The following is an 18,077-nucleotide window of genomic DNA, read 5'->3' on the forward strand; positions in this document are numbered from 1 at the left end:
ATTACGAGGTAATTCCCTTTTCTTTTAACTGACACGATCAAAATTAACGAAATACAATTTTACCTTTATCAGTTGAATAACGGTCATTCCAAAAGCTCTGCGACTGCTTGTCTAAATCTGTAAAAATCGTGTAGTCGATTTTACCTTGTCTAAAACTTAGCTGATCATTCTTCTTTACTGCAATAACACGTGTGTCATTCACCCAAACCCGCTGCTGTTGATCAATTTTAATCAGAGCCAATATTGAACCATCCGATCTCTCAGCAATCCACTGTGGTTGCTGCGTTGTTGCTGATGCACTCGGGCTTGATACCTCTACCGTCTGCTCGACAAATCCCGCCTTGCTATTTTCTTCTTTGCTTTTGCTAATATCACAACCCTGTGCTTCACTGACTTGGGTACAACCCGATTGTTCTAATTGTTGTCGATATTTGGCATCAATTGCATAGGCTGAGTTCATGCTGCCACAGAGGATAATCCCTAGAGCAATAAGTAACTTGGCTTGCATAAATAATTCCTTCATTATTCGCTTGTTATCTATTTAACCATCCCTGTATACATGCGTATGTAACTCAAGTGTGTTTCGTCACAAACAAAAATCCATGGGCTTAGCCATGGATTTTTAAATCATCACTCAAACATCACTGCTTAATACAAACCATGTTCGGCCTTAAAGCGTTCTAGATCTCTGACAGCCTGATGATAACGTGACTGTACCCAACTACTATTGATACGTAGATCATATAAACGTTTTTGATAATCATCCCGAACTTTGCTTGAGAGATCTTTTCGTTCTAGCTCTTTCAAATAACGGTTCATATCATTTTGGGAGCGATTAAACTCTGAATCTGCTTGATAATATTCATTGGCAACTTGGTAGTAACTGCGCAAGGATTCACGTTTTTCGATTGGACAAACACGAATATCGCCACGACCTTCGAGCGCTTCACTAAAGATAATTTCGGGTCGGCAATAATAGCCTAGACCTTTTTGATAGCCTTGTTCATATAGCTTTTGATTGGGCACAATATTGGCTTTTTGACAGGAAGAATAGTATTTATCTAAACGGGATTCATGCCCATCGGAGCCATCTCTTTCGCCCACATTAAACCAATTTGCTGTTTTGCATTGCTCGACACTCATGGCCGCACAACCCGAAAGTAAAACCGTTAAAGTCGATAAAATTAAAATAAGTTTCATAAAAAACTTCCTATTATTATAGTGTTACTTTATCAAAGTATTACATTGTAATGACAGGATAATGTATGCTTTGAAGATAGGCTAAATCTGCATGCTGCCATAAATCATATAAAGGAATTTTTACATCCAAAGCCAATGGTAACTTTTTGGGATTAAATTGCATATGATCTAAAGTTTCACCCCACGCAATCACATCAATATCCAAACTGATGTGATGTGACGGGCGAACTCGACCAGACTGCATTTCTAATTGTTTAAGGATTTCTGTCACTTCATCGACACAAAGGCGACTATTTAATAGGCAGGCAGAATTCCAATAATCAGCCCCAATCCCGTCTCGACATGGAATTTCATAAATCGGAGAAAATTCCACTGTACCCAAACTTGCGAGCTGCTCATAGGCAAAAGTGAAATTTTGTTGCTGCTGGACATTACTCGCCAGTGCGAGCGCAAAAATTGTTTCTGTTGCGTTCAAGGCGAATTCCTACTGCATTGGCTTGTGCAATGATGGCGGGTTTGCGAATGGTGATACTGATCGATTCGATCGAGGGGAAAGTCCTAAATAGACATTCAAGTACCAATTGTGCAGCGTGCTCAATCAGTTTCGGTTTCGCCTCTTGTATAACTTGGGCTGCAAGCTCACAAAGCTGCGCATAGTTGAGCGTATCTTCTAGCTCATCCGAATGGGCAGCGTGTGATAGATCATTATGAATGGTGAGATCTAGCATTAAAGGTTGAATAATCTGGCGTTCCCAATTGAAACAGCCAACCACAGTATCAACCTTCAACCCTTCAATTATAATGGCATCCATAATGACCTAATGAACCGATAAATAAATTAATGCTTTAAAAACGAAGCAGGTTCAATATTGTGAACCATTTTTAAACGTTGGTCAGCATAAATATCGGTATATGGTGCGAGAACACGCATGAAACGATCAAAATATAGCATTTGCTTAAATAACAAGGCGAAGTCACGCGGGAATTTGATACCGTGACGCTCACCGACAGCCACCATATCCATCATGATGTCATTCAAATCTGCAGGATTGGAACTGAGAATTTCTTGCGGATCTGCCAATAACACACCACTAAATAAGCGCTCTAAATCATCAGCCAAGACTTGGGTATCAATTTTCTGATGAGTCATGCCCATTTTCAGCATGTTTTCAGCCATTGCGTTGTAATTGGTATGCTGTAAAGCATCCATAAACGCCATACATGCCGTCCATACTTCAGGATTTAGCTGTCCAACAATACCGAAATCAATAAAACCAATACGGCCATCTTCAAGCAACATCAGGTTGCCTGCATGTAAATCCGCATGGAAGCTCTTACATAACATTAAACTGCCAAACCAAGTATTCATCGCAGTAATCAAGACCTGTGTTGGGTCTTTGGCATATTGTTTCACCACATCAAAGTCAGTCAATGACACACCATACAAACGCTGCATAGTGAGCACACGGCGAGTCGAAAACTGGTGATAAACTTTTGGCGCAGTTGCCGCTTGATTACCAGACACATTCAAGTACTGAATAAAGTCATCTAGGTTCTGAGCTTCTTCAATAAAATCGACTTCACGAACCATACGTGTTTTGATCTCATCTACGATTTCAGAAAGCGATGCAAACTTGATTTTTGGTACAGCTTTTTCTAAAAGTTTTGTCGCCCAATGCACTACATTTAAGTCGGTATATAAAATGGTTTCGACACCAGGTTTTTGAACCTTTAACACCACATCTTCACCCGTGACTAGTCGAGCGGCATGGACTTGTGCTATTGAGGCTGAAGCCAAAGGTTTTTCATCAATAAAACTGAAAATTTCATTGAGATTGCGGCCTTCAAATTCCTCGGCCAATACTTTTTGAATATAGCTAAATGGTAAAGTCGGGGTTTGATCTAAACAGCCTTGGAATTCCTGAACATATTCGCGGGGAAATAAAGACGGCGTACTGGCAATAAATTGCCCCAGTTTGATATAAGTCGAACCAAGCGATTCAAAGGTCTCACGCATAAGTTTGGCGTTACTTGGTTTTTCAGTTGCATATTTCACACCTGCTTGTGCTGCAACCACCACTGTTTCACCAATACGTGCAACAGATCGTAATCCATCGAATAAAATATTTCTTTTCATAATCTTTCTTGCCTCACAGATGGCATTAGTTTAGCAAATTTTGCTCAATTTACCGATCAAGTTGCCTGACAAACTGGACAATTTACATCTTTTTCAAATTTAAGAATGCGTTGCGATAGATTTAAGCCGTTCCAAAGCAACAATTTTTGCTTAAGTGGGGTCAAACCCAAGCCTAAAAACAGCAAAGTGTGATGTGCTTGTAATGACGCTATCATTACAGGTGTGGTTGCCAATACGCCTGACTCTGCACAGCGTAGCCCTTCATTGGCATGCTCTTCTTTCGGAAACAAACATTCATAACAGGCTGAATCCGATTCCACCATAAACATCTGCCCTTCAAAACCAATGGCTGACGCACTGATCAGTGGGACTTGATGTTTTTTACACACCGCATTGACCAGATAACGGGTTGTAAAATTATCACAACCATCTAAGACTACATCTTGATGCTGTACGAGTTCATCAGCATTCGTTTCATCAAATCGTATATTTTGATAGCTGACCTGTATATGCGGATTAATGTCTTGTAGATGTTTAGCCAATATTTCGGCTTTGTACCGACCTAAATCATTTGCTGTAAATGCGATTTGTCTTTGTAGATTACTTATTTCAATGGTATCGGCATCGACAATGGTAATCTTGCCCACACCTGCGCGTGCCAATAGCTCGGCACTGGTACAACCTATCCCACCTGCTCCGATAATCAGCACATTCGCGAGTTTGAGTTTTTCTTGTGCTTCGATATCCCAACCATCTAATAAAATCTGACGACTATAGAGATGCATTTCCTCATTGCTTAGCTCAAATTCGTTTTCTAAATGGTCTGACACGTGACTTGCTTCTTTATCATCAAAGGTAATGCTGATTTTAAGTCGATGTATGCTTAGAGGAAAGTAATAAATTGGAACGAACATGGTTTTCTTTTGACAAAAAGCTATTTTTACCCCAATATTTTTCTTACTCTTTAACAGCTTAATAAAATCAATAAGTTACTATATCAGTTAAAAACTTTGGGTATTTCTGCCTTTTTGGATATAACCTGATGTTTTAGCTTATATTATTTTCATTATTTTATAGTTCATGACGGCATACGTCATTTAGAAAAGACGGGACGGCATCACCGAACCGCGCTGATAGTTCATGACGGCATACGTCATTTAGAAATTAGTCAAGACCATTGTAAAATCCCACTTTTGAGTTCATGACGGCATACGTCATTTAGAAATATCGATTTGATGCTCAAAGCGCAATTAGGGCGTTCATGACGGCATACGTCATTTAGAAATTTGGCCACTCAACATATCTTCCTGAATGGTTGTTCATGACGGCATACGTCATTTAGAAACATGAAATGAAGAACGTGCTCTGGCAGTGGTTGTTCATGACGACATACGTCACATAAATTAATGTTCTAACTTGAAATAAGATTTAAACTGAAAACCACGATGTATCACAGCATTTAAAGAAATAGGAAATCGAAGTCTGGCTGTTTGTAATACTTGAAGAACCCATGTTTTTTCGGCTAAAAATTCAAATAAGATTTTATCATTGCATATTCTCGGGCCAGTAAAGATATCTGTCTGATAAGCCAGTCCTATCCATAATGACTCCAACAATATATTTTTATCCAGATCGACTAAGGCCAAAGTTAAAGTTTCCTCAAAGATACAATCATGGCTAAGGAAAAGAAGATAGCAGTGCGAATATACACAGACCACACCTTCTAACACTTTACCCTCAACCATAACCCCTGTCTTTTTTCCCCTAACCATGACTTCAGACTGAGGCAAACTCTTATCTGTCATATCTTGGATTAATTCTAAACCGATATAATCAGCCACATACATATTCAACTTTGCCTAATAAAATGATTACCGATTATATTTCCATCTATTACTTTGACTCTACTTCCGATCATGCATCATTTCATATGACTGCGCTCTCAATAGATCTTCTTTAGTTCCAAATGATTGATTGCGTAACTGATTAATCGACTGTTGTTTACTGGCATCACTCGCATCACTTTTTAAAATTTGGTCACGTGCTGCCAAATATCCATTCACCTGCGTTTGCCATCCAGCTTCTTCTTGATCAACCTTTTCCAAACGATCAGCCGCTTCAGGCCCTAATAGACTTTCACGCATATTGCGCAGCTCTTGTGCGGAACCACCTTTTTCCCGTACCTCTTGAGTCAGTTGCTGCAATTCAGCAAATTGCATTGAAACCCGAACACCATCAGCCAAAGTTGTTGGAAGTTGATCAATCAATTTCGCCAACTCAGTCGCCTTTTGCTGAGCGGTCAGGGTTTTATTGGCATGAATACGCATTTGATCAATATTGAACTGGTTCAAATTACGTTCATTGCCAAATAAAGCATTGATCTCAGCCGCATTAAAAAATTGCTGTTGTACTTTGTACATCTGCTCAATTACTTTTTGATAGCCATCAATATCACCAGTTTTAAAATTGCCCGTCGGTTTTATATTTTTCAAGGCGTGAGTATAAGCAACATATTGATCTAGCAGATAACTGGCATAACTTGAAGCCGTGTCAGGTAAAGTCGCACTGAGATACTGTCGAATATCGGCAATCAATTCCGTTTCAGTTTTTTCACCTAAACTGGAAAAGAAATAATCAAAACAACTGCGAATTCCAACGGTTAAAATCAATTTACCATTGGCATCGACCTGAATCGGACAGTCAATTTCGGTGCCTCGCAATGAAGATGCCAATTCAGGCATTTTGCCTTTTAAATTATTTTGCGCACTCACCTCTAAGCCATTTTCGGAGACCTGTGATTGAGCCTGCTGATTTGGTGCTTGCTGGGTATTTTGAGGATCTGGTTTAAATATCCAATAGATTAAAGCCAACAAGAGCAATAAACATACGATTAAAACTATACTGATGGTTTTATTATTCAAAAATTTACCGTTCATCATCCCTTGCTCTATTTATCATTCTTTCTTTGTTTGAACCGTTAAAACCAAAGGAGCAACGGATTGCTCCTTTGGTAAATGAATTATAAACCTTGATTTTTTAAGCGATTTGCTTGAGTACGATAAGGTGTTACTGGGTTCTGTAAGAATCCAACTAAACCGAGAATCTGATTCACTTCATCCAAATGGTTAAATGCATAATTGTCACGAATCACGGTGCCCAAATGACTCGAACAACGTGGCACTAAACCATCATTTTCACCAGAAATCAGTAAAGAAGTTGCTGTTAATGCATAATCCATCGGGTCTAAAGCATTGGTAAATGGACTGGTTCCACTCCATGAATAATAACGTACACCATTGACCAGTTCTGTTCCTGAACCACAAGCTGTGGTTGGTACACCTGCTGGAAAACGTTGGTTAAAGTTTGCTGAACCGCTAGTGGTTAATGAATTTAAGCCCGCCAGTGCATCTTGATCATAATAATGTCCTGAACCAATCCCCACCAACGAGAAGAAGGCATTCACCCCTGCCGCAATAATCGGTGCAAGTGCTGGGCCCACAGGTGATTTAACCACTGAGTCAACCACATCTGCAACATCTGAGCCTTTGGTTGGACCACCCACTGCTGTGACTGAAGCAACTTTGTTAGGTAACAAACTTGCGACATAACGAACCGATTGAGAGCCATGACTATGGCCAATTAAGTTAATTTTCTCCGCACCTGTAATCGCTAATACTTGTTTCGCCTGTAGCAATAATTGCTCGCCGCGTACCTCCGATGAATTAAAAGAAGCTTGCTGTGCAACAAAGACATTCGCACCATTACCCACCAAGTCCTCAGTAATGCCATTCCAATATTGCAAAGGGCCAACAGCAGAGAAGCCTGCCATCCCGTGCGCAAGTAGAATTGGATACTTGGTTTTTGCATAGCTTGATGTAACACTGGTGCTACCGCCGACTGAACAAGAGTTCACATTACAGTTTTGCCATGATGCTTTTGGTGCAAAAAAATCGAACAAACCTGCATGTACCACAGATCCACTACTCACCAATATGCCCGCCATTAGCGTCATGACATTTAAATATTTTTTCTTCACGTTTTGCTCCTAGCATTTTTCATTTTTATTACAACGATTTAGTCTTTTTCTTCGTATCTGGAATCATTCCGAGCATACAAACGACTGGCAGAAATTATACTCCTTCGAAATATTGTGTGATTTTTAGACTAAAACAAACTGTGCCAAAATCATAACAATTCGTGCCAAAATTACGCTGGATTGAAAAAATTCCGATGAATGTACATTTTCAAATCCATCACTCTGCTTTAATTTCAGAATGAATTGGATCAGCTTTAAAATGGAATTTACTTCGCACTATGAGTATTCCCCGTCTTCATAATCAGCATTTTATTAGCAGCTCTTATGCACACCTACTGAGTGAGGTGGTATCACGATGGAATATTTCAGCTGAAACCTTATTTTGGGGCACTGGTGTTGAAATCGAAAAACTATCTGATCTCAATGATAAGATCAGTCTGAATGCTTTTAAAAAAGTGATTGCCCGAACCATTGAGTTAACACAAGAACAAGGCATCGGTTTTTATGCAGGTACACAATTAAAAATCAGTTCGCATGGCTTACTCGGTTTCACCGTTGCCATTTCAAAAAATGCCTTAGAAGCGATTGAAACCATTAATCAATTTGTCAGCTTGCAATGTTCATTTGTCGAATTAAATTTTAAAGTTGAAAATGAGCTCGCCTATTACAACATTGCCTATGATCGTTCCTTACTAAATTTTAATGATGAATCGGATACACAAGCCTACGAATTTAGCTGTATTTTCTTTCTGACCGGTTTTGTGCATTTAGTCCGTTTCTTTATTCCAGATTTCAAACCAAGTGTTGATCTACAATGTAAATATCCTGATTATTTTTCTCGTTTTACTGACATTTTGACATCAACTTTCGCAGAAATACGTTATGAACAGCCTTATACCCGCTTAATTGCCGCCGCAGCTTTTCTAGAGGCGCCACTCAGTATGGCCGATCCGCTCACCGCAGAAAAATTTAAATTACTGTGCCAAAAAGAATTGGATGAACTACTTACAACCCAAGATATTTTACAACGAGTCAAATATCTAATTGATGATAAAACAGAAGGCTTACTAAGTATTGATCAAGTTGCTCAAAAGCTAAACCTGACCAAAAGAACCCTACAACGGATGTTGCAAGAAAAAATGATCAGCTTTCAAACTTTGTATGATGAAGTCCGAAAGGAGAAAGCCAAGAAACTGATGCTGAATCCGTTTATAACCAAAGATGAGCTGGCTAAAAAGCTGGGGTATTCCTCTCTTTCAAGTTTTAATCGTGCCTATAAACGTTGGGAAATTGAATAAAGTTTTGCTGAAGTTTATGTAACAATGGAGCGATGTCTCAACCTTGTGGATGTTATATGAGTCAGTCAGAAATTACCGCTGTTGAACTTTCTAAAGCCTATCGCCTGCTCAATCATGGCCCGACAGTTTTGGTTTCTGCTCAGTATGGGCAAGAACGCAATGTCATGGCCGCAGCTTGGGCTTGTGCATTGGAACTTACTCCAGCCAAAGTCACAGTGGTCTTAGATAAAAGTACCAAGACTCGCCAATTGGTTGAGCAAAGTGGTTATTTTGCCTTACAAGTGCCCTGCTATGCGCAAATTGATATGGTGCATCAACTCGGAAGCATTAGCCAGTTTGATCATCCAAGCAAGTTAGAAGAATGCAAAACTGAATTGTTTTACCAAGATGATTTTCCTGTCCCACTGGTAGCAGGTAGTCTGGCTTGGCTGGTCTGTAAAGTGATTCCAGAACCACACAATCAACAAGCGCATGATTTATTTATCGGCTCGGTGGTGGGTGCTTGGGCTGATTCACGGGTATTCCGCGATGGACATTGGCACTTTCAAGAGGCCAGTAAAGCGTTGCGCAGCCTGCATTACATTGCAGGCGGTACATTTTATCTGATTGGGGATGAAGTTAAGGCCAAATAATCTTTGCCTCTTTTATTGACCATTGATTTTCATCAATTCCCGATACATAAGATCCAAGAACTGCTGCTGTTCTTGGTCATTTTTAAAGTAACGTTGATAGTTGGTACTACAGCTTTCAACATCCGCAATATTGGCTTTATTAAATGACCAATCCTTTCTGTCCTTAATGCTGATGCCTAGCTCATCATCACAACTCTGCCATAACTGAGAAAATCTGGTTCGCTTAGCTGCATCTAGTTTTTTAAAATTTGCATGGACAGAATAACCACGCATAGCTGAATTAAAAAACTGCGAAATCATGGTGACCGGCACACCACCCCAATCAATGCTTTGACCAATCGGCAATCGAATATCGGTCAGTTTATTTTCTGACATCATCTGGTCTTGTTTGCCTTGTTTGAAGTACTGTTCCTTATAGACCAAGGTCGTTCCTGCTGGAACATGAATTTTTTTAACCAGCATCGGTTGCTGTGTCACATAGTAAGGATAATTCGGTCTTGAGTTGCCACCCGTCGGGTTCATATTGCCCACACAACCTGCTAAAGACACAGTCATTGCTGCAGATAAAAAGATCAGTGCTTTCATCGTTGTTATTATCATCCAAATCAATATTCTGATTCGACCTTAAAACGAAATCGATTCGGACACAATATCAAATAACAAAGTAAAAACCGCTGTGAGATCCACAACGGTTTTAAACAAAATCAGAGCATAATCTTCGAATTAAAGTAAAACTTACTTGGCTGCCATACGGATTGCTCCATCCAAACGGATCACTTCACCATTCAAATAGGAGTTTTCAGCAATATGCGCCACTAAACGCGCGAACTCTTCTGGGCGACCTAAACGTGATGGATAAGGCACCATTTGTCCTAAGGCGTCTTGTACATTTTGAGGCAAGCCTTTCAACATTGGCGTTTCCATAATCCCTGGAGCAATGGTCATGACACGAATACCATGCCGTGCTAACTCTCGTGCTATCGGTAAAGTCATCGCCACCACAGCACCTTTTGATGCTGAATAAGCCGCTTGTCCAATCTGACCATCAAAGGCAGCCACTGACGCTGTATTCACAATCACGCCTCGATCTTCATCGCCTTCAGCAACAGTATTTTTGCTCATGGCCTCCGCTGCGAAACGCAACATATTGAATGTACCTGTCACGTTGATATGCAAGGTTTTAGAGAACATCGCCAAATCATGTACGCCTTCTTTACCGACGACTTTTGCAGATGGACCAATGCCGGCACAGTTGATCAAACCATAAACGCTGCCATGTTTCGCCAATACATCTTTAAAGAACTGTTCTGCTGCCGCTTCATCGGTCACATCCAGTTTTACAAATTCTGCTGCTGCACCCAAAGTCTGCGCTTGTTGCTCCCCAGCTTCGATATTCATATCAACCAAAGTGACGGAAGCCCCCTTTTCAACTAGATATTCCGCTGTTGCTGCGCCTAGGCCTGAACCGCCACCTGTAATAACAAAATGTTTTCCCTGAATTTTCATTTACGTTTCCTATCAAATTAAAGATATAAATTTTTATAACTAAGCCTAAAGGCAAGTTTTTTCCGATACAATTTCAAAAAGTAGCAAATTTGCTGCGGCTTTTGAGCATTCGATTTCATTCTTCTCCTGTATTTTATTGATATATGAACAAAAACCTCAACCTCGATCTTAATTCGGCTAAGGACACCATTTCAAATGCTTTAATCCGTGAAGCATTAAGTGTTGCTGCAAGTCGTGGGTTGAATATTGTCAATATCGCCAATCGCGCAGGTATTTCAGCTGAACTATTGACTTCCTCCAAGGCGCGAGTGCCTGTGACCCAATGTGCGCAGTTATGGGTCGAAGTTGCAGAAAGTATGAATGATGAATTTCTTGGTATGGATACTCATCCCATGCGCCGAGGCAGTTATAGCCTATTAGCAAAATTAGCTTTTAATGCCGAAACGCTGGAGCAAGCCATCCAAGAAATTTTAAAATTTTTAAGTTTGGTGCTGGATGATATTCGGGGTGAACTGATTCAAAAAGGCAGTAAAGCCTATCTGATCTTGCATGATCGTGAGCATCCGAAACGGATGTTTACCTATTCAACCTATTTAATGTTGGTGCATAGTTTGATGTGCTGGTTGAGTGATCAGCGCATTGGTTTCCAAAAAATGAGTTTTAGATGTCATCCACCTGTGGAAATACAAGATTATCGGGTACGGTTTTGCGAGAACATTCAATTTAATGCCGAGCAAAATCAAATCGAGTTTGACGCGCATTATCTCAAGCATAAAATCAAAAAAGATAAACAAGCACTCAAGGATTTTCTCAAACATACACCTTATAACCTGATTGTACGCTTTAAAAATGAGAACTCGTTAAGCTTGCAAATCCGCCGTCAACTGCTGCTACAGCCACCATCGCAATGGGATGAACTGAAAGAGATTGCACAGCAACTAAATATGTCAACCGCAACTATTCAACGTCGCCTTAAGCAAGAAGGTGTCAGCTATCAACAGCTTAAAAATGATATCCGCTGTGATATTGCCATTGAACGACTCAGTAAAAGCAATGATTCAATCCAGAACATCAGTGATGATTTGCATTTCCATGACCCAAGTGCGTTCCATCGTGCCTTTAAAAAATGGACGGGAGTCAGTCCGGGCAGCTATAGAAAGTCTTCACCCAATAAAAAGAAACGTTTGGGCCATTTAGAATAATCGAAGGAATAAGCAATGTATTTGCCTGAAATATTTGAAGAAACAGATCTTGAAAGATTATACCGACTGATTCAGGACTACCCTTTTGCCACACTGATAAGTCATAGTGCTGAAGGCTTAGAAGCCAATCATTTACCCTTTCATTTATTGCGTGATGAGCACAGCCAAACAGCGACACTGATTGCGCATATAGCCAAGAATAATCCACTACACACTCAAATTGAAAATGGCGCAGCGGTTTTAATTATTTTTCAGGGTGAACACGGTTATATCTCACCGAATTGGTATCCTAGCAAGCAACAACACCATCGACATGTACCCACCTGGAACTATCAAGTGGTTCATGTCAAAGGAAGCATCAATTTCTTACATGATGAAAAAGCACTACGCGGCATCTTGGCCAGACTGACACGTACCCATGAAGCCAAACAAGCAACGCCTTGGAAAATGTCGGAGGCACCAGATGACTATATTGCTCAAGAACTGCAAGGCATTGTCGGGATCGAAATTCCGATCTCACAGATCACGGGAAAGTATAAACTCAGCCAAAATCGGGAAAAGCCAGATGCTCTGGGCGTGGTGGATGGACTACAACAACAAGGTGAAAGTCGTTTAGCCAATGCAGTACAGCAATATATCGAAGATTAAGCTGAGGATATCACGATATTTTCAATAGCAGCCCAACGTAATAATCAACATTGTTCGTGAATAAAAACAGTGTTTTGAGACCAATTTGATTTTTATCTATTATCATGATTTCTAAATCAAAATAACTCAGTTGGGATGCGCTGTGATCCATGTAAAGATCGCTGATATTTCATTATACGGCGCTGATTTATCTCATGTCTTTCTTTTCTAAATTACCTCTCTCTCAGACTTTATTCGCTTTAGGCTTCTCTACGGTATTTATATCCTCCAGTTTTGCTGCCATTCCCACCACACTTAAACTTGACTATGCCTACTATGCGCCAACCAGCTTAGTGGTAAAAGATCAAAAACTGTTAGAAAAGGCCCTTCCCAATACCGAAATTAAATGGGTATTTAGCCAAGGTAGTAACCGTTCTCTAGAATATTTAAATAGCAATAGTATTGATTTCGCTTCAACCGCGGGTTTGGCTGCAGTGCTTAGTCGTGCAAATGGCAGCCCAATCAAGACGGTCTATATTCAAAGCCAACCTGAATGGACAGCATTGGTTGTTCCTGCAAACTCACCGATCAAAAACTTAAAAGATCTCAAAGGCAAAAAAATTGCTGCAACCAAAGGCACAGATCCTTTCCTGTTTACGCTCCAGGCATTGGATACAGTCGGATTGAATAAACGTGATGTTCAATTGGTTCATTTACAACACCCAGACGGCAAAACTGCATTAGAACGCGGTCAAGTAGATGCATGGGCGGGACTTGATCCCTTAATGGCATCTGCACAAATCCAATCTGGGGCTAAATTGCTTTATCGTAATGTTGCGTTTAATAGTTATAGCGTCTTGAACGTCAAAGAAGAGTTTAGTAAACAAAGCCCAGAAGCGATTGAGGCGGTAATTAAAGCCTACGAACAAGCACGAAAATGGGCCAAAGCCAATCCAGATAAAGTTGCAGCATTATTGGCACGTGAAGCTAAGCTCCCGTTACCAGTGGCACAATTACAATTGAGCCGTACCAACTTTGACCAAAACATTCCTTCAGTTACCCAAGCTCAAGCACTGAAACGATCAGGAAAAATCTTGACAGAAGAAGACTTGGTTAGAAAAGGAACTGATGTCAATCAAGTGATTGATCAGCTACTTGATCCACGCTTTGCTCAAAAAGTTGTGAAATAATCCATGAGCAATTCAAGTCACAAGGCTGAGCTAACCGATTTTCTCGCTCAGCAAAGCACACAAACTAATAAAAAGCGTTTTAGCCCAAACCTCATTCGTTGGCTAAAAGCATTGCTACTTCCTACTCTGCTGTTAATACTCTGTGAATTCTTAGTTAGAAATGGCGATATCGAAGCATATCTGCTTCCTGCGCCCAGTAGCTTGTGGCAATCTTTTTGGGATTTGGCTCAAACTGATTTACTCCAGCACATTTACATCAGTACTTGGCGAGTACTCATCGGTTTTGCAATCGGTAGTGGTTTAGCTTTAATTTTTGCGATTTGGGTTGGCTTAAGCAAAGAAGTAGAAGCCTATTTAGAACCCTCTTTTTCCGCACTCAAATCCATTCCAAGCCTGGCATGGATTCCATTATTATTACTTTGGTTAGGGATTGATGAATCTTCTAAAATCACACTGATTGCGATAGGTGCTTTTTTTCCGACCTATACCAATACGGTCGCAGCCATCCATAATGTAGATCGCAAACTGATTGAGGTTGGAAAAGTCTATCGCCTCAATGCATTGCAACGAGTTATCTCAATTGTGTTGCCTGCCGCGTCTTCTGGAATCCTGACAGGTTTACGCAATAGCTTGAGCTTATCATGGATGTTTATGATTGCAGCCGAACTGATTGCTGCAACTCAAGGAATTGGTTATCTACTCAGTGATGGACGAGAAACTTCACGCCCAGATATTGTAATTATTGCGATTATTTTATTGGCTTTGCTTGGAAAAATATCTGATAGTTTGATGAAACTACTGGAAAATAGATTATTAGGTTGGCGTGATACCATTCACAAACAGGCTTAAACCCAACGAGCCAAGGTCACTCGGTCATTGCCACCATAATCCTTGATGGTCTGAATTTGCTCAAAACCGTGTTGCTCAAAAATATCACGTACTGCTTGGCCTTGGTCATAACCATGTTCAAGCACAATCCAGCCATTCGGTTTAAGCCAGTCTTTACCTTGGGTGATGATAATCTCAATATCTGCCATACCCTGCTTATCTGCAATCAATGCACGCTCAGGTTCAGACTTGAGCTTTTGCATATGCACATCATCAGGATCAATATATGGCGGATTCGATACAATCAGATCAAACTGTTGCTGTTCTAAAGCCTCAAACCAAGCACCACAAGCAAACTTCACCTGCATGAGACCATGTCGAACGGCATTGTCCTGTGCCACTTCTAAAGTCGGTGCATAGATATCAGTTGCAGTCACTTGCCATTGTGGACGCTCACTCGCCAGTGCCAAAGCAATTGCACCCGTGCCTGTACCTAGATCAACAATATTGGCATGTGAACTTAATGGCAGTTTTAATACCGTTTCCACAAGGATTTCGGTATCGGGACGCGGCACCAAAGTGTCATGGGTAACTTTTAAATCAAGCGTCCAAAACGGTTGTGAACCTGTGACATAGGCCAACGGTTCACCTTGTTCGATACGAGCCAGCCCATCTAAATAAGCTTGCTCCTGCATTTCAGTCAGTTCTTGCTCAAGTCTTAATTTGAGTTCTAAAGCATTGATCCCCAAAATATGTTCGAGTAGCCACGCCGCCTCTTGACGTTCATAGCTATCAATTTCACCTTTGATCTCTAAGGCTTGAGCAATATTCATTAGCCGCCATTTTCCTGTGCAAGCATCGCCAACTGATCCGCTTGATATTCACGGTGTAAGCTATCCAGTAATTCAGTTAAATCACCTTCCATAATCGCATCCAACTTATATAAAGTCAGGTTAATACGGTGATCGGTCATACGACCTTGCGGGTAGTTATACGTACGAATACGTTCTGAACGGTCACCTGAACCGACCAAGTCACGGCGCATTTCTGAGGTGGCTGCATCCGCTGCTGCACGTTTCGCATTTTCTAAACGTGAGACTAACAAAGCCATCGCTTTGGCTTTGTTCTTATGTTGTGAACGTTCTTCCTGACATTCCACCACTACACCCGATGGGATATGAGTAATACGTACCGCTGAATCGGTTTTGTTAATGTGCTGACCACCCGCACCTGATGCACGGTAAGTATCAATACGCAAATCGGCAGGATTGATTTCAACGGTGGTATCTACATCGACTTCTGGCAGAATCGCAACGGTACAAGCCGAAGTGTGTACACGACCCTGTGATTCAGTCGCAGGGACACGTTGTACACGGTGTGCACCACTCTCAAATTTCAAACGACCATACACGCCTTCGCCATCGATACGGCAAATGATCTCTTTATAACCGCCATGCTCGCCTTCGTTTTCAGAAAGCACTTCAATACGCCAGCCTTGTGTTTCAGCGTATTTGCTATACATACGGAATAGATCACCCGAAAAAATCGCCGCTTCATCACCACCTGTACCCGCACGCACCTCAAGATAGGCTGCGTTGGCATCATTTGGATCTTTCGGAATCATCAACACGTTTAACTGCTCTTCAAGCGCAACCAAAAGTGCTTTATTTTCTTTGATTTCTTCCTCGGCCATGTCTTTGAAATCAGGATCTGATTTCATCATTTCAGCCGTTTCGATATCTTCTTCCGCTTGACGATATTTGCTCCAAACCTCGGTGATTTCAGTTAAATCATTGTGTTCACGGGACAGTTTACGAAAACGTTTATTGTCCGAAATTACTTCTACATCAGCGAGTAATGCAGTCAGCTCTTCGTGACGATCACAAAGTTGATCGAGTCTTAAACGGAGTGATGCTTTCATGGGCGGAATATCTCAAAATCTAAAGACTCAGTGCCAATGAAGCACGAGCAAAATCAAAAAATTGCGCATAGTTTACAGACTCTACTGCTTAAAAGACATAGAGAATCAGGGGAACTTACTATTCCTCACCCATTTCATCACAAATTGTTCAGTTTTAGTTTTCATTGCTTGTTCTCTGATCAAGGCTTATATATAAATAATGAAAGACAAATAGAAAGATAAAACAACAGGATAATCTATGAATAATTTTATAAACCGCCCCACCTCAGCCTTTATCGCTGCGAGTTGGGTGGCCTTACTCGCAGGTGGCGTTGGCTTTATGATTGGTCTATGGAATGCCAATATGCCCTTGCATGAAAAAGGCTATTATCTAGTGATCTTGCTTTATGGACTTTTCTCTGCTGCATCATTACAGAAAACTGTCCGTGACCAACTCGAAGAAATTCCCGTTACGACGATTTACTATGGGCTATGCTGGGCTTCGATGGCACTTTGTATCGGTCTTTTATTGGTGAGCTTATGGAATGCGGATCTGACCATGAGTGAAAAAGGCTTTTACATCATGTCCTTCTTATTAAGTCTGTTTGGCGTGGTCGCAACCCAAAAGAATATCCGTGACTTAAACTATCTACGTTTGCAAACTGAACTGAATCCTCGCCAGCTCAAAATTGAAGAACAAAGCAGCAAAGATGCTCCATTAGATTAATTCAAAAATGAATGGAACCTTAAAATAAGGTTTCATTTTTTTGTGCAGTGATTAACTATCTTATTGTTTAATCAAACTTAACCCTCATTCCTTACTATTCTCAGCAACAAAACACTACAATCCAGACACCAAAGAGTAATAATTCAGAAAAGCTTCTCCACACTTTCATACTCAAACTTTGTTACATTTGCAGCCATGAAAAAGAGGTCCGTCATGTTTCGGACACGGAGTCAAAAATGAAATTAAATGCTTGGTTATGTGCTGCTGTTTTTGCGAGCTCATCATTGGTTACTGCTGCTCATGCTGATAATGCAACCCGTGTTGCTGCAACTTCTGCGCTTGGTAGTGTTGTAGGTACTGCAATTGGTAAAGAAATGGGTGGAAACAGCGGCGCAATGATTGGCTCTGCACTCGGTGGTGCTGGTGGTGCAGCGGCTGCAAGTAGCAAACGTACCCGTACTGAAGCTGCCATTGGTGGTGGTTTAGGCGGCGTGGGTGGTTATACTGTAGGTAAAAACCTCGGTGGTACGACTGGCGGTTATATCGGTGCTGCTGCTGGTGCGGCAGGTGGTTCTGCTCTAGGCCGTAAAGTCGGTCAAGACCGTGACTATGACAATTACCAGTCTAAAAAATACAAGAAGAAAAGAAAGCACCGTCATCACTAATTCTAAAAAGCACCTTCGGGTGCTTTTTTATGGCCTAGATTTCCCCTAAACATCTATAAAATCCTGAGCAAAATGCTAGGTTGAATCCTTATGCTGAACTTTCTAAAATAATTCCTTATTTTTTATATG

At 40.8% G+C, this 18,077-nt stretch carries 20 protein-coding genes and 1 CRISPR repeat array; of the genes, 8 read left to right on the top strand and 12 right to left on the bottom strand.

Going from position 1 to position 18,077, the window contains the following annotated elements; genetic code table 11:
* Positions 1-43: 43 nt before the first annotated feature.
* The 8 genes from MN869_RS05325 to MN869_RS05360 form a co-directional block, all read right to left on the bottom strand.
* The gene (locus MN869_RS05325) at positions 44-508 is read right to left on the bottom strand and encodes a hypothetical protein (protein WP_033132963.1); all 465 of its coding nucleotides are present in this window, start codon (positions 506-508) and stop codon (positions 44-46) included.
* Between the two features lie 140 nt (positions 509-648).
* The gene (locus MN869_RS05330; RefSeq protein WP_005313269.1) at positions 649-1,200 is read right to left on the bottom strand and encodes a DUF2799 domain-containing protein; all 552 of its coding nucleotides are present in this window, start codon (positions 1,198-1,200) and stop codon (positions 649-651) included.
* A 40-nt stretch (positions 1,201-1,240) separates the two neighbouring features.
* On the bottom strand, positions 1,241-1,675 hold the full coding sequence (locus MN869_RS05335; protein ID WP_033132964.1) for a 2-amino-4-hydroxy-6-hydroxymethyldihydropteridine diphosphokinase: 435 nt from the start codon (positions 1,673-1,675) through the stop codon (positions 1,241-1,243).
* Complete coding sequence (folB, locus tag MN869_RS05340) at positions 1,632-2,012, bottom strand: dihydroneopterin aldolase (protein WP_005313266.1); 381 nt, start codon at positions 2,010-2,012, stop codon at positions 1,632-1,634. Before folB ends, MN869_RS05335 begins: the two co-directional genes overlap by 44 nt.
* 26 nt (positions 2,013-2,038) lie before the next feature.
* A complete protein-coding gene (locus tag MN869_RS05345) occupies positions 2,039-3,337 on the bottom strand; it encodes an AarF/UbiB family protein (protein ID WP_004806458.1) in 1,299 nt (432 codons plus the stop codon).
* 56 nt (positions 3,338-3,393) lie between these two features.
* Positions 3,394-4,167, bottom strand: coding sequence for a HesA/MoeB/ThiF family protein (locus MN869_RS05350; RefSeq protein ID WP_033132999.1), 774 nt, complete (start codon positions 4,165-4,167; stop codon positions 3,394-3,396).
* Positions 4,168-4,413: 246 nt separating this feature from the next.
* Positions 4,414-4,742: a CRISPR direct-repeat array (repeat unit 28 nt; unit sequence GTTCATGACGGCATACGTCATTTAGAAA).
* A 499-nt stretch (positions 4,743-5,241) separates the two neighbouring features.
* Positions 5,242-6,273 (bottom strand): lipase secretion chaperone, encoded by a 1,032-nt coding sequence (locus MN869_RS05355; RefSeq protein WP_033133000.1) that lies wholly within the window; start codon positions 6,271-6,273, stop codon positions 5,242-5,244.
* An 83-nt stretch (positions 6,274-6,356) separates the two neighbouring features.
* On the bottom strand, positions 6,357-7,373 hold the full coding sequence (locus tag MN869_RS05360; protein ID WP_033132966.1) for a triacylglycerol lipase: 1,017 nt from the start codon (positions 7,371-7,373) through the stop codon (positions 6,357-6,359).
* 278 nt (positions 7,374-7,651) lie between these two features.
* On the opposite strand from MN869_RS05360, the gene MN869_RS05365 reads away from it, so the two are divergent.
* Both MN869_RS05365 and MN869_RS05370 read left to right on the top strand, forming a co-directional pair.
* Positions 7,652-8,671, top strand: a complete 1,020-nt coding sequence (locus MN869_RS05365) for an AraC family transcriptional regulator (RefSeq protein WP_033132967.1) — start codon at positions 7,652-7,654, stop codon at positions 8,669-8,671.
* Positions 8,672-8,727: 56 nt separating this feature from the next.
* The gene (locus MN869_RS05370; RefSeq protein ID WP_004806443.1) at positions 8,728-9,303 is read left to right on the top strand and encodes a flavin reductase family protein; all 576 of its coding nucleotides are present in this window, start codon (positions 8,728-8,730) and stop codon (positions 9,301-9,303) included.
* Between the two features lie 12 nt (positions 9,304-9,315).
* Here the strand turns inward: MN869_RS05370 and MN869_RS05375 are convergent, their stop codons facing one another.
* Both MN869_RS05375 and MN869_RS05380 read right to left on the bottom strand, forming a co-directional pair.
* On the bottom strand, positions 9,316-9,888 hold the full coding sequence (locus MN869_RS05375; protein WP_033132968.1) for a hypothetical protein: 573 nt from the start codon (positions 9,886-9,888) through the stop codon (positions 9,316-9,318).
* A 150-nt stretch (positions 9,889-10,038) separates the two neighbouring features.
* Positions 10,039-10,809 (bottom strand): 3-hydroxyacyl-CoA dehydrogenase, encoded by a 771-nt coding sequence (locus MN869_RS05380; protein ID WP_033132969.1) that lies wholly within the window; start codon positions 10,807-10,809, stop codon positions 10,039-10,041.
* Positions 10,810-10,952: 143 nt separating this feature from the next.
* On the opposite strand from MN869_RS05380, the gene MN869_RS05385 reads away from it, so the two are divergent.
* From MN869_RS05385 to MN869_RS05400, 4 genes are all read left to right on the top strand, one after another.
* Positions 10,953-12,011: an AraC family transcriptional regulator gene (locus tag MN869_RS05385; protein WP_033132970.1), complete on the top strand. Its 1,059-nt coding sequence runs from the start codon at positions 10,953-10,955 to the stop codon at positions 12,009-12,011.
* Positions 12,012-12,026: 15 nt separating this feature from the next.
* Positions 12,027-12,659 (top strand): FMN-binding negative transcriptional regulator, encoded by a 633-nt coding sequence (locus tag MN869_RS05390; RefSeq protein ID WP_033132971.1) that lies wholly within the window; start codon positions 12,027-12,029, stop codon positions 12,657-12,659.
* Positions 12,660-12,853: 194 nt separating this feature from the next.
* The gene (locus tag MN869_RS05395) at positions 12,854-13,828 is read left to right on the top strand and encodes an aliphatic sulfonate ABC transporter substrate-binding protein (protein WP_004806432.1); all 975 of its coding nucleotides are present in this window, start codon (positions 12,854-12,856) and stop codon (positions 13,826-13,828) included.
* Positions 13,829-13,831: 3 nt separating this feature from the next.
* The gene (locus MN869_RS05400; protein ID WP_005313245.1) at positions 13,832-14,677 is read left to right on the top strand and encodes an ABC transporter permease; all 846 of its coding nucleotides are present in this window, start codon (positions 13,832-13,834) and stop codon (positions 14,675-14,677) included.
* Here MN869_RS05400 and prmC read toward each other — a convergent pair.
* Positions 14,674-15,489, bottom strand: a complete 816-nt coding sequence (gene prmC / locus MN869_RS05405) for a peptide chain release factor N(5)-glutamine methyltransferase (RefSeq protein WP_033132972.1) — start codon at positions 15,487-15,489, stop codon at positions 14,674-14,676. The genes MN869_RS05400 and prmC overlap by 4 nt on opposite strands.
* Positions 15,489-16,577 carry a peptide chain release factor 1 gene (prfA, locus tag MN869_RS05410; RefSeq protein ID WP_004653992.1) on the bottom strand — a complete coding sequence of 363 codons (1,089 nt, stop codon included), beginning with the start codon at positions 16,575-16,577 and terminating at the stop codon, positions 15,489-15,491. The genes prmC and prfA overlap by 1 nt, the downstream gene beginning before the upstream one ends.
* A gap of 238 nt (positions 16,578-16,815) precedes the next feature.
* On the opposite strand from prfA, the gene yiaA reads away from it, so the two are divergent.
* Entirely contained in the window at positions 16,816-17,283 is a 468-nt protein-coding gene (gene yiaA, locus MN869_RS05415) for an inner membrane protein YiaA (RefSeq protein WP_033132973.1), read from the top strand.
* Positions 17,284-17,519: 236 nt separating this feature from the next.
* The gene (locus MN869_RS05420) at positions 17,520-17,948 is read left to right on the top strand and encodes a hypothetical protein (RefSeq protein ID WP_004806422.1); all 429 of its coding nucleotides are present in this window, start codon (positions 17,520-17,522) and stop codon (positions 17,946-17,948) included.
* Positions 17,949-18,077: the final 129 nt, after the last annotated feature.

Source organism: Acinetobacter sp. NIPH1876, assembly GCF_022808535.1.
GTDB classification, from domain to species: domain Bacteria; phylum Pseudomonadota; class Gammaproteobacteria; order Pseudomonadales; family Moraxellaceae; genus Acinetobacter; species Acinetobacter higginsii.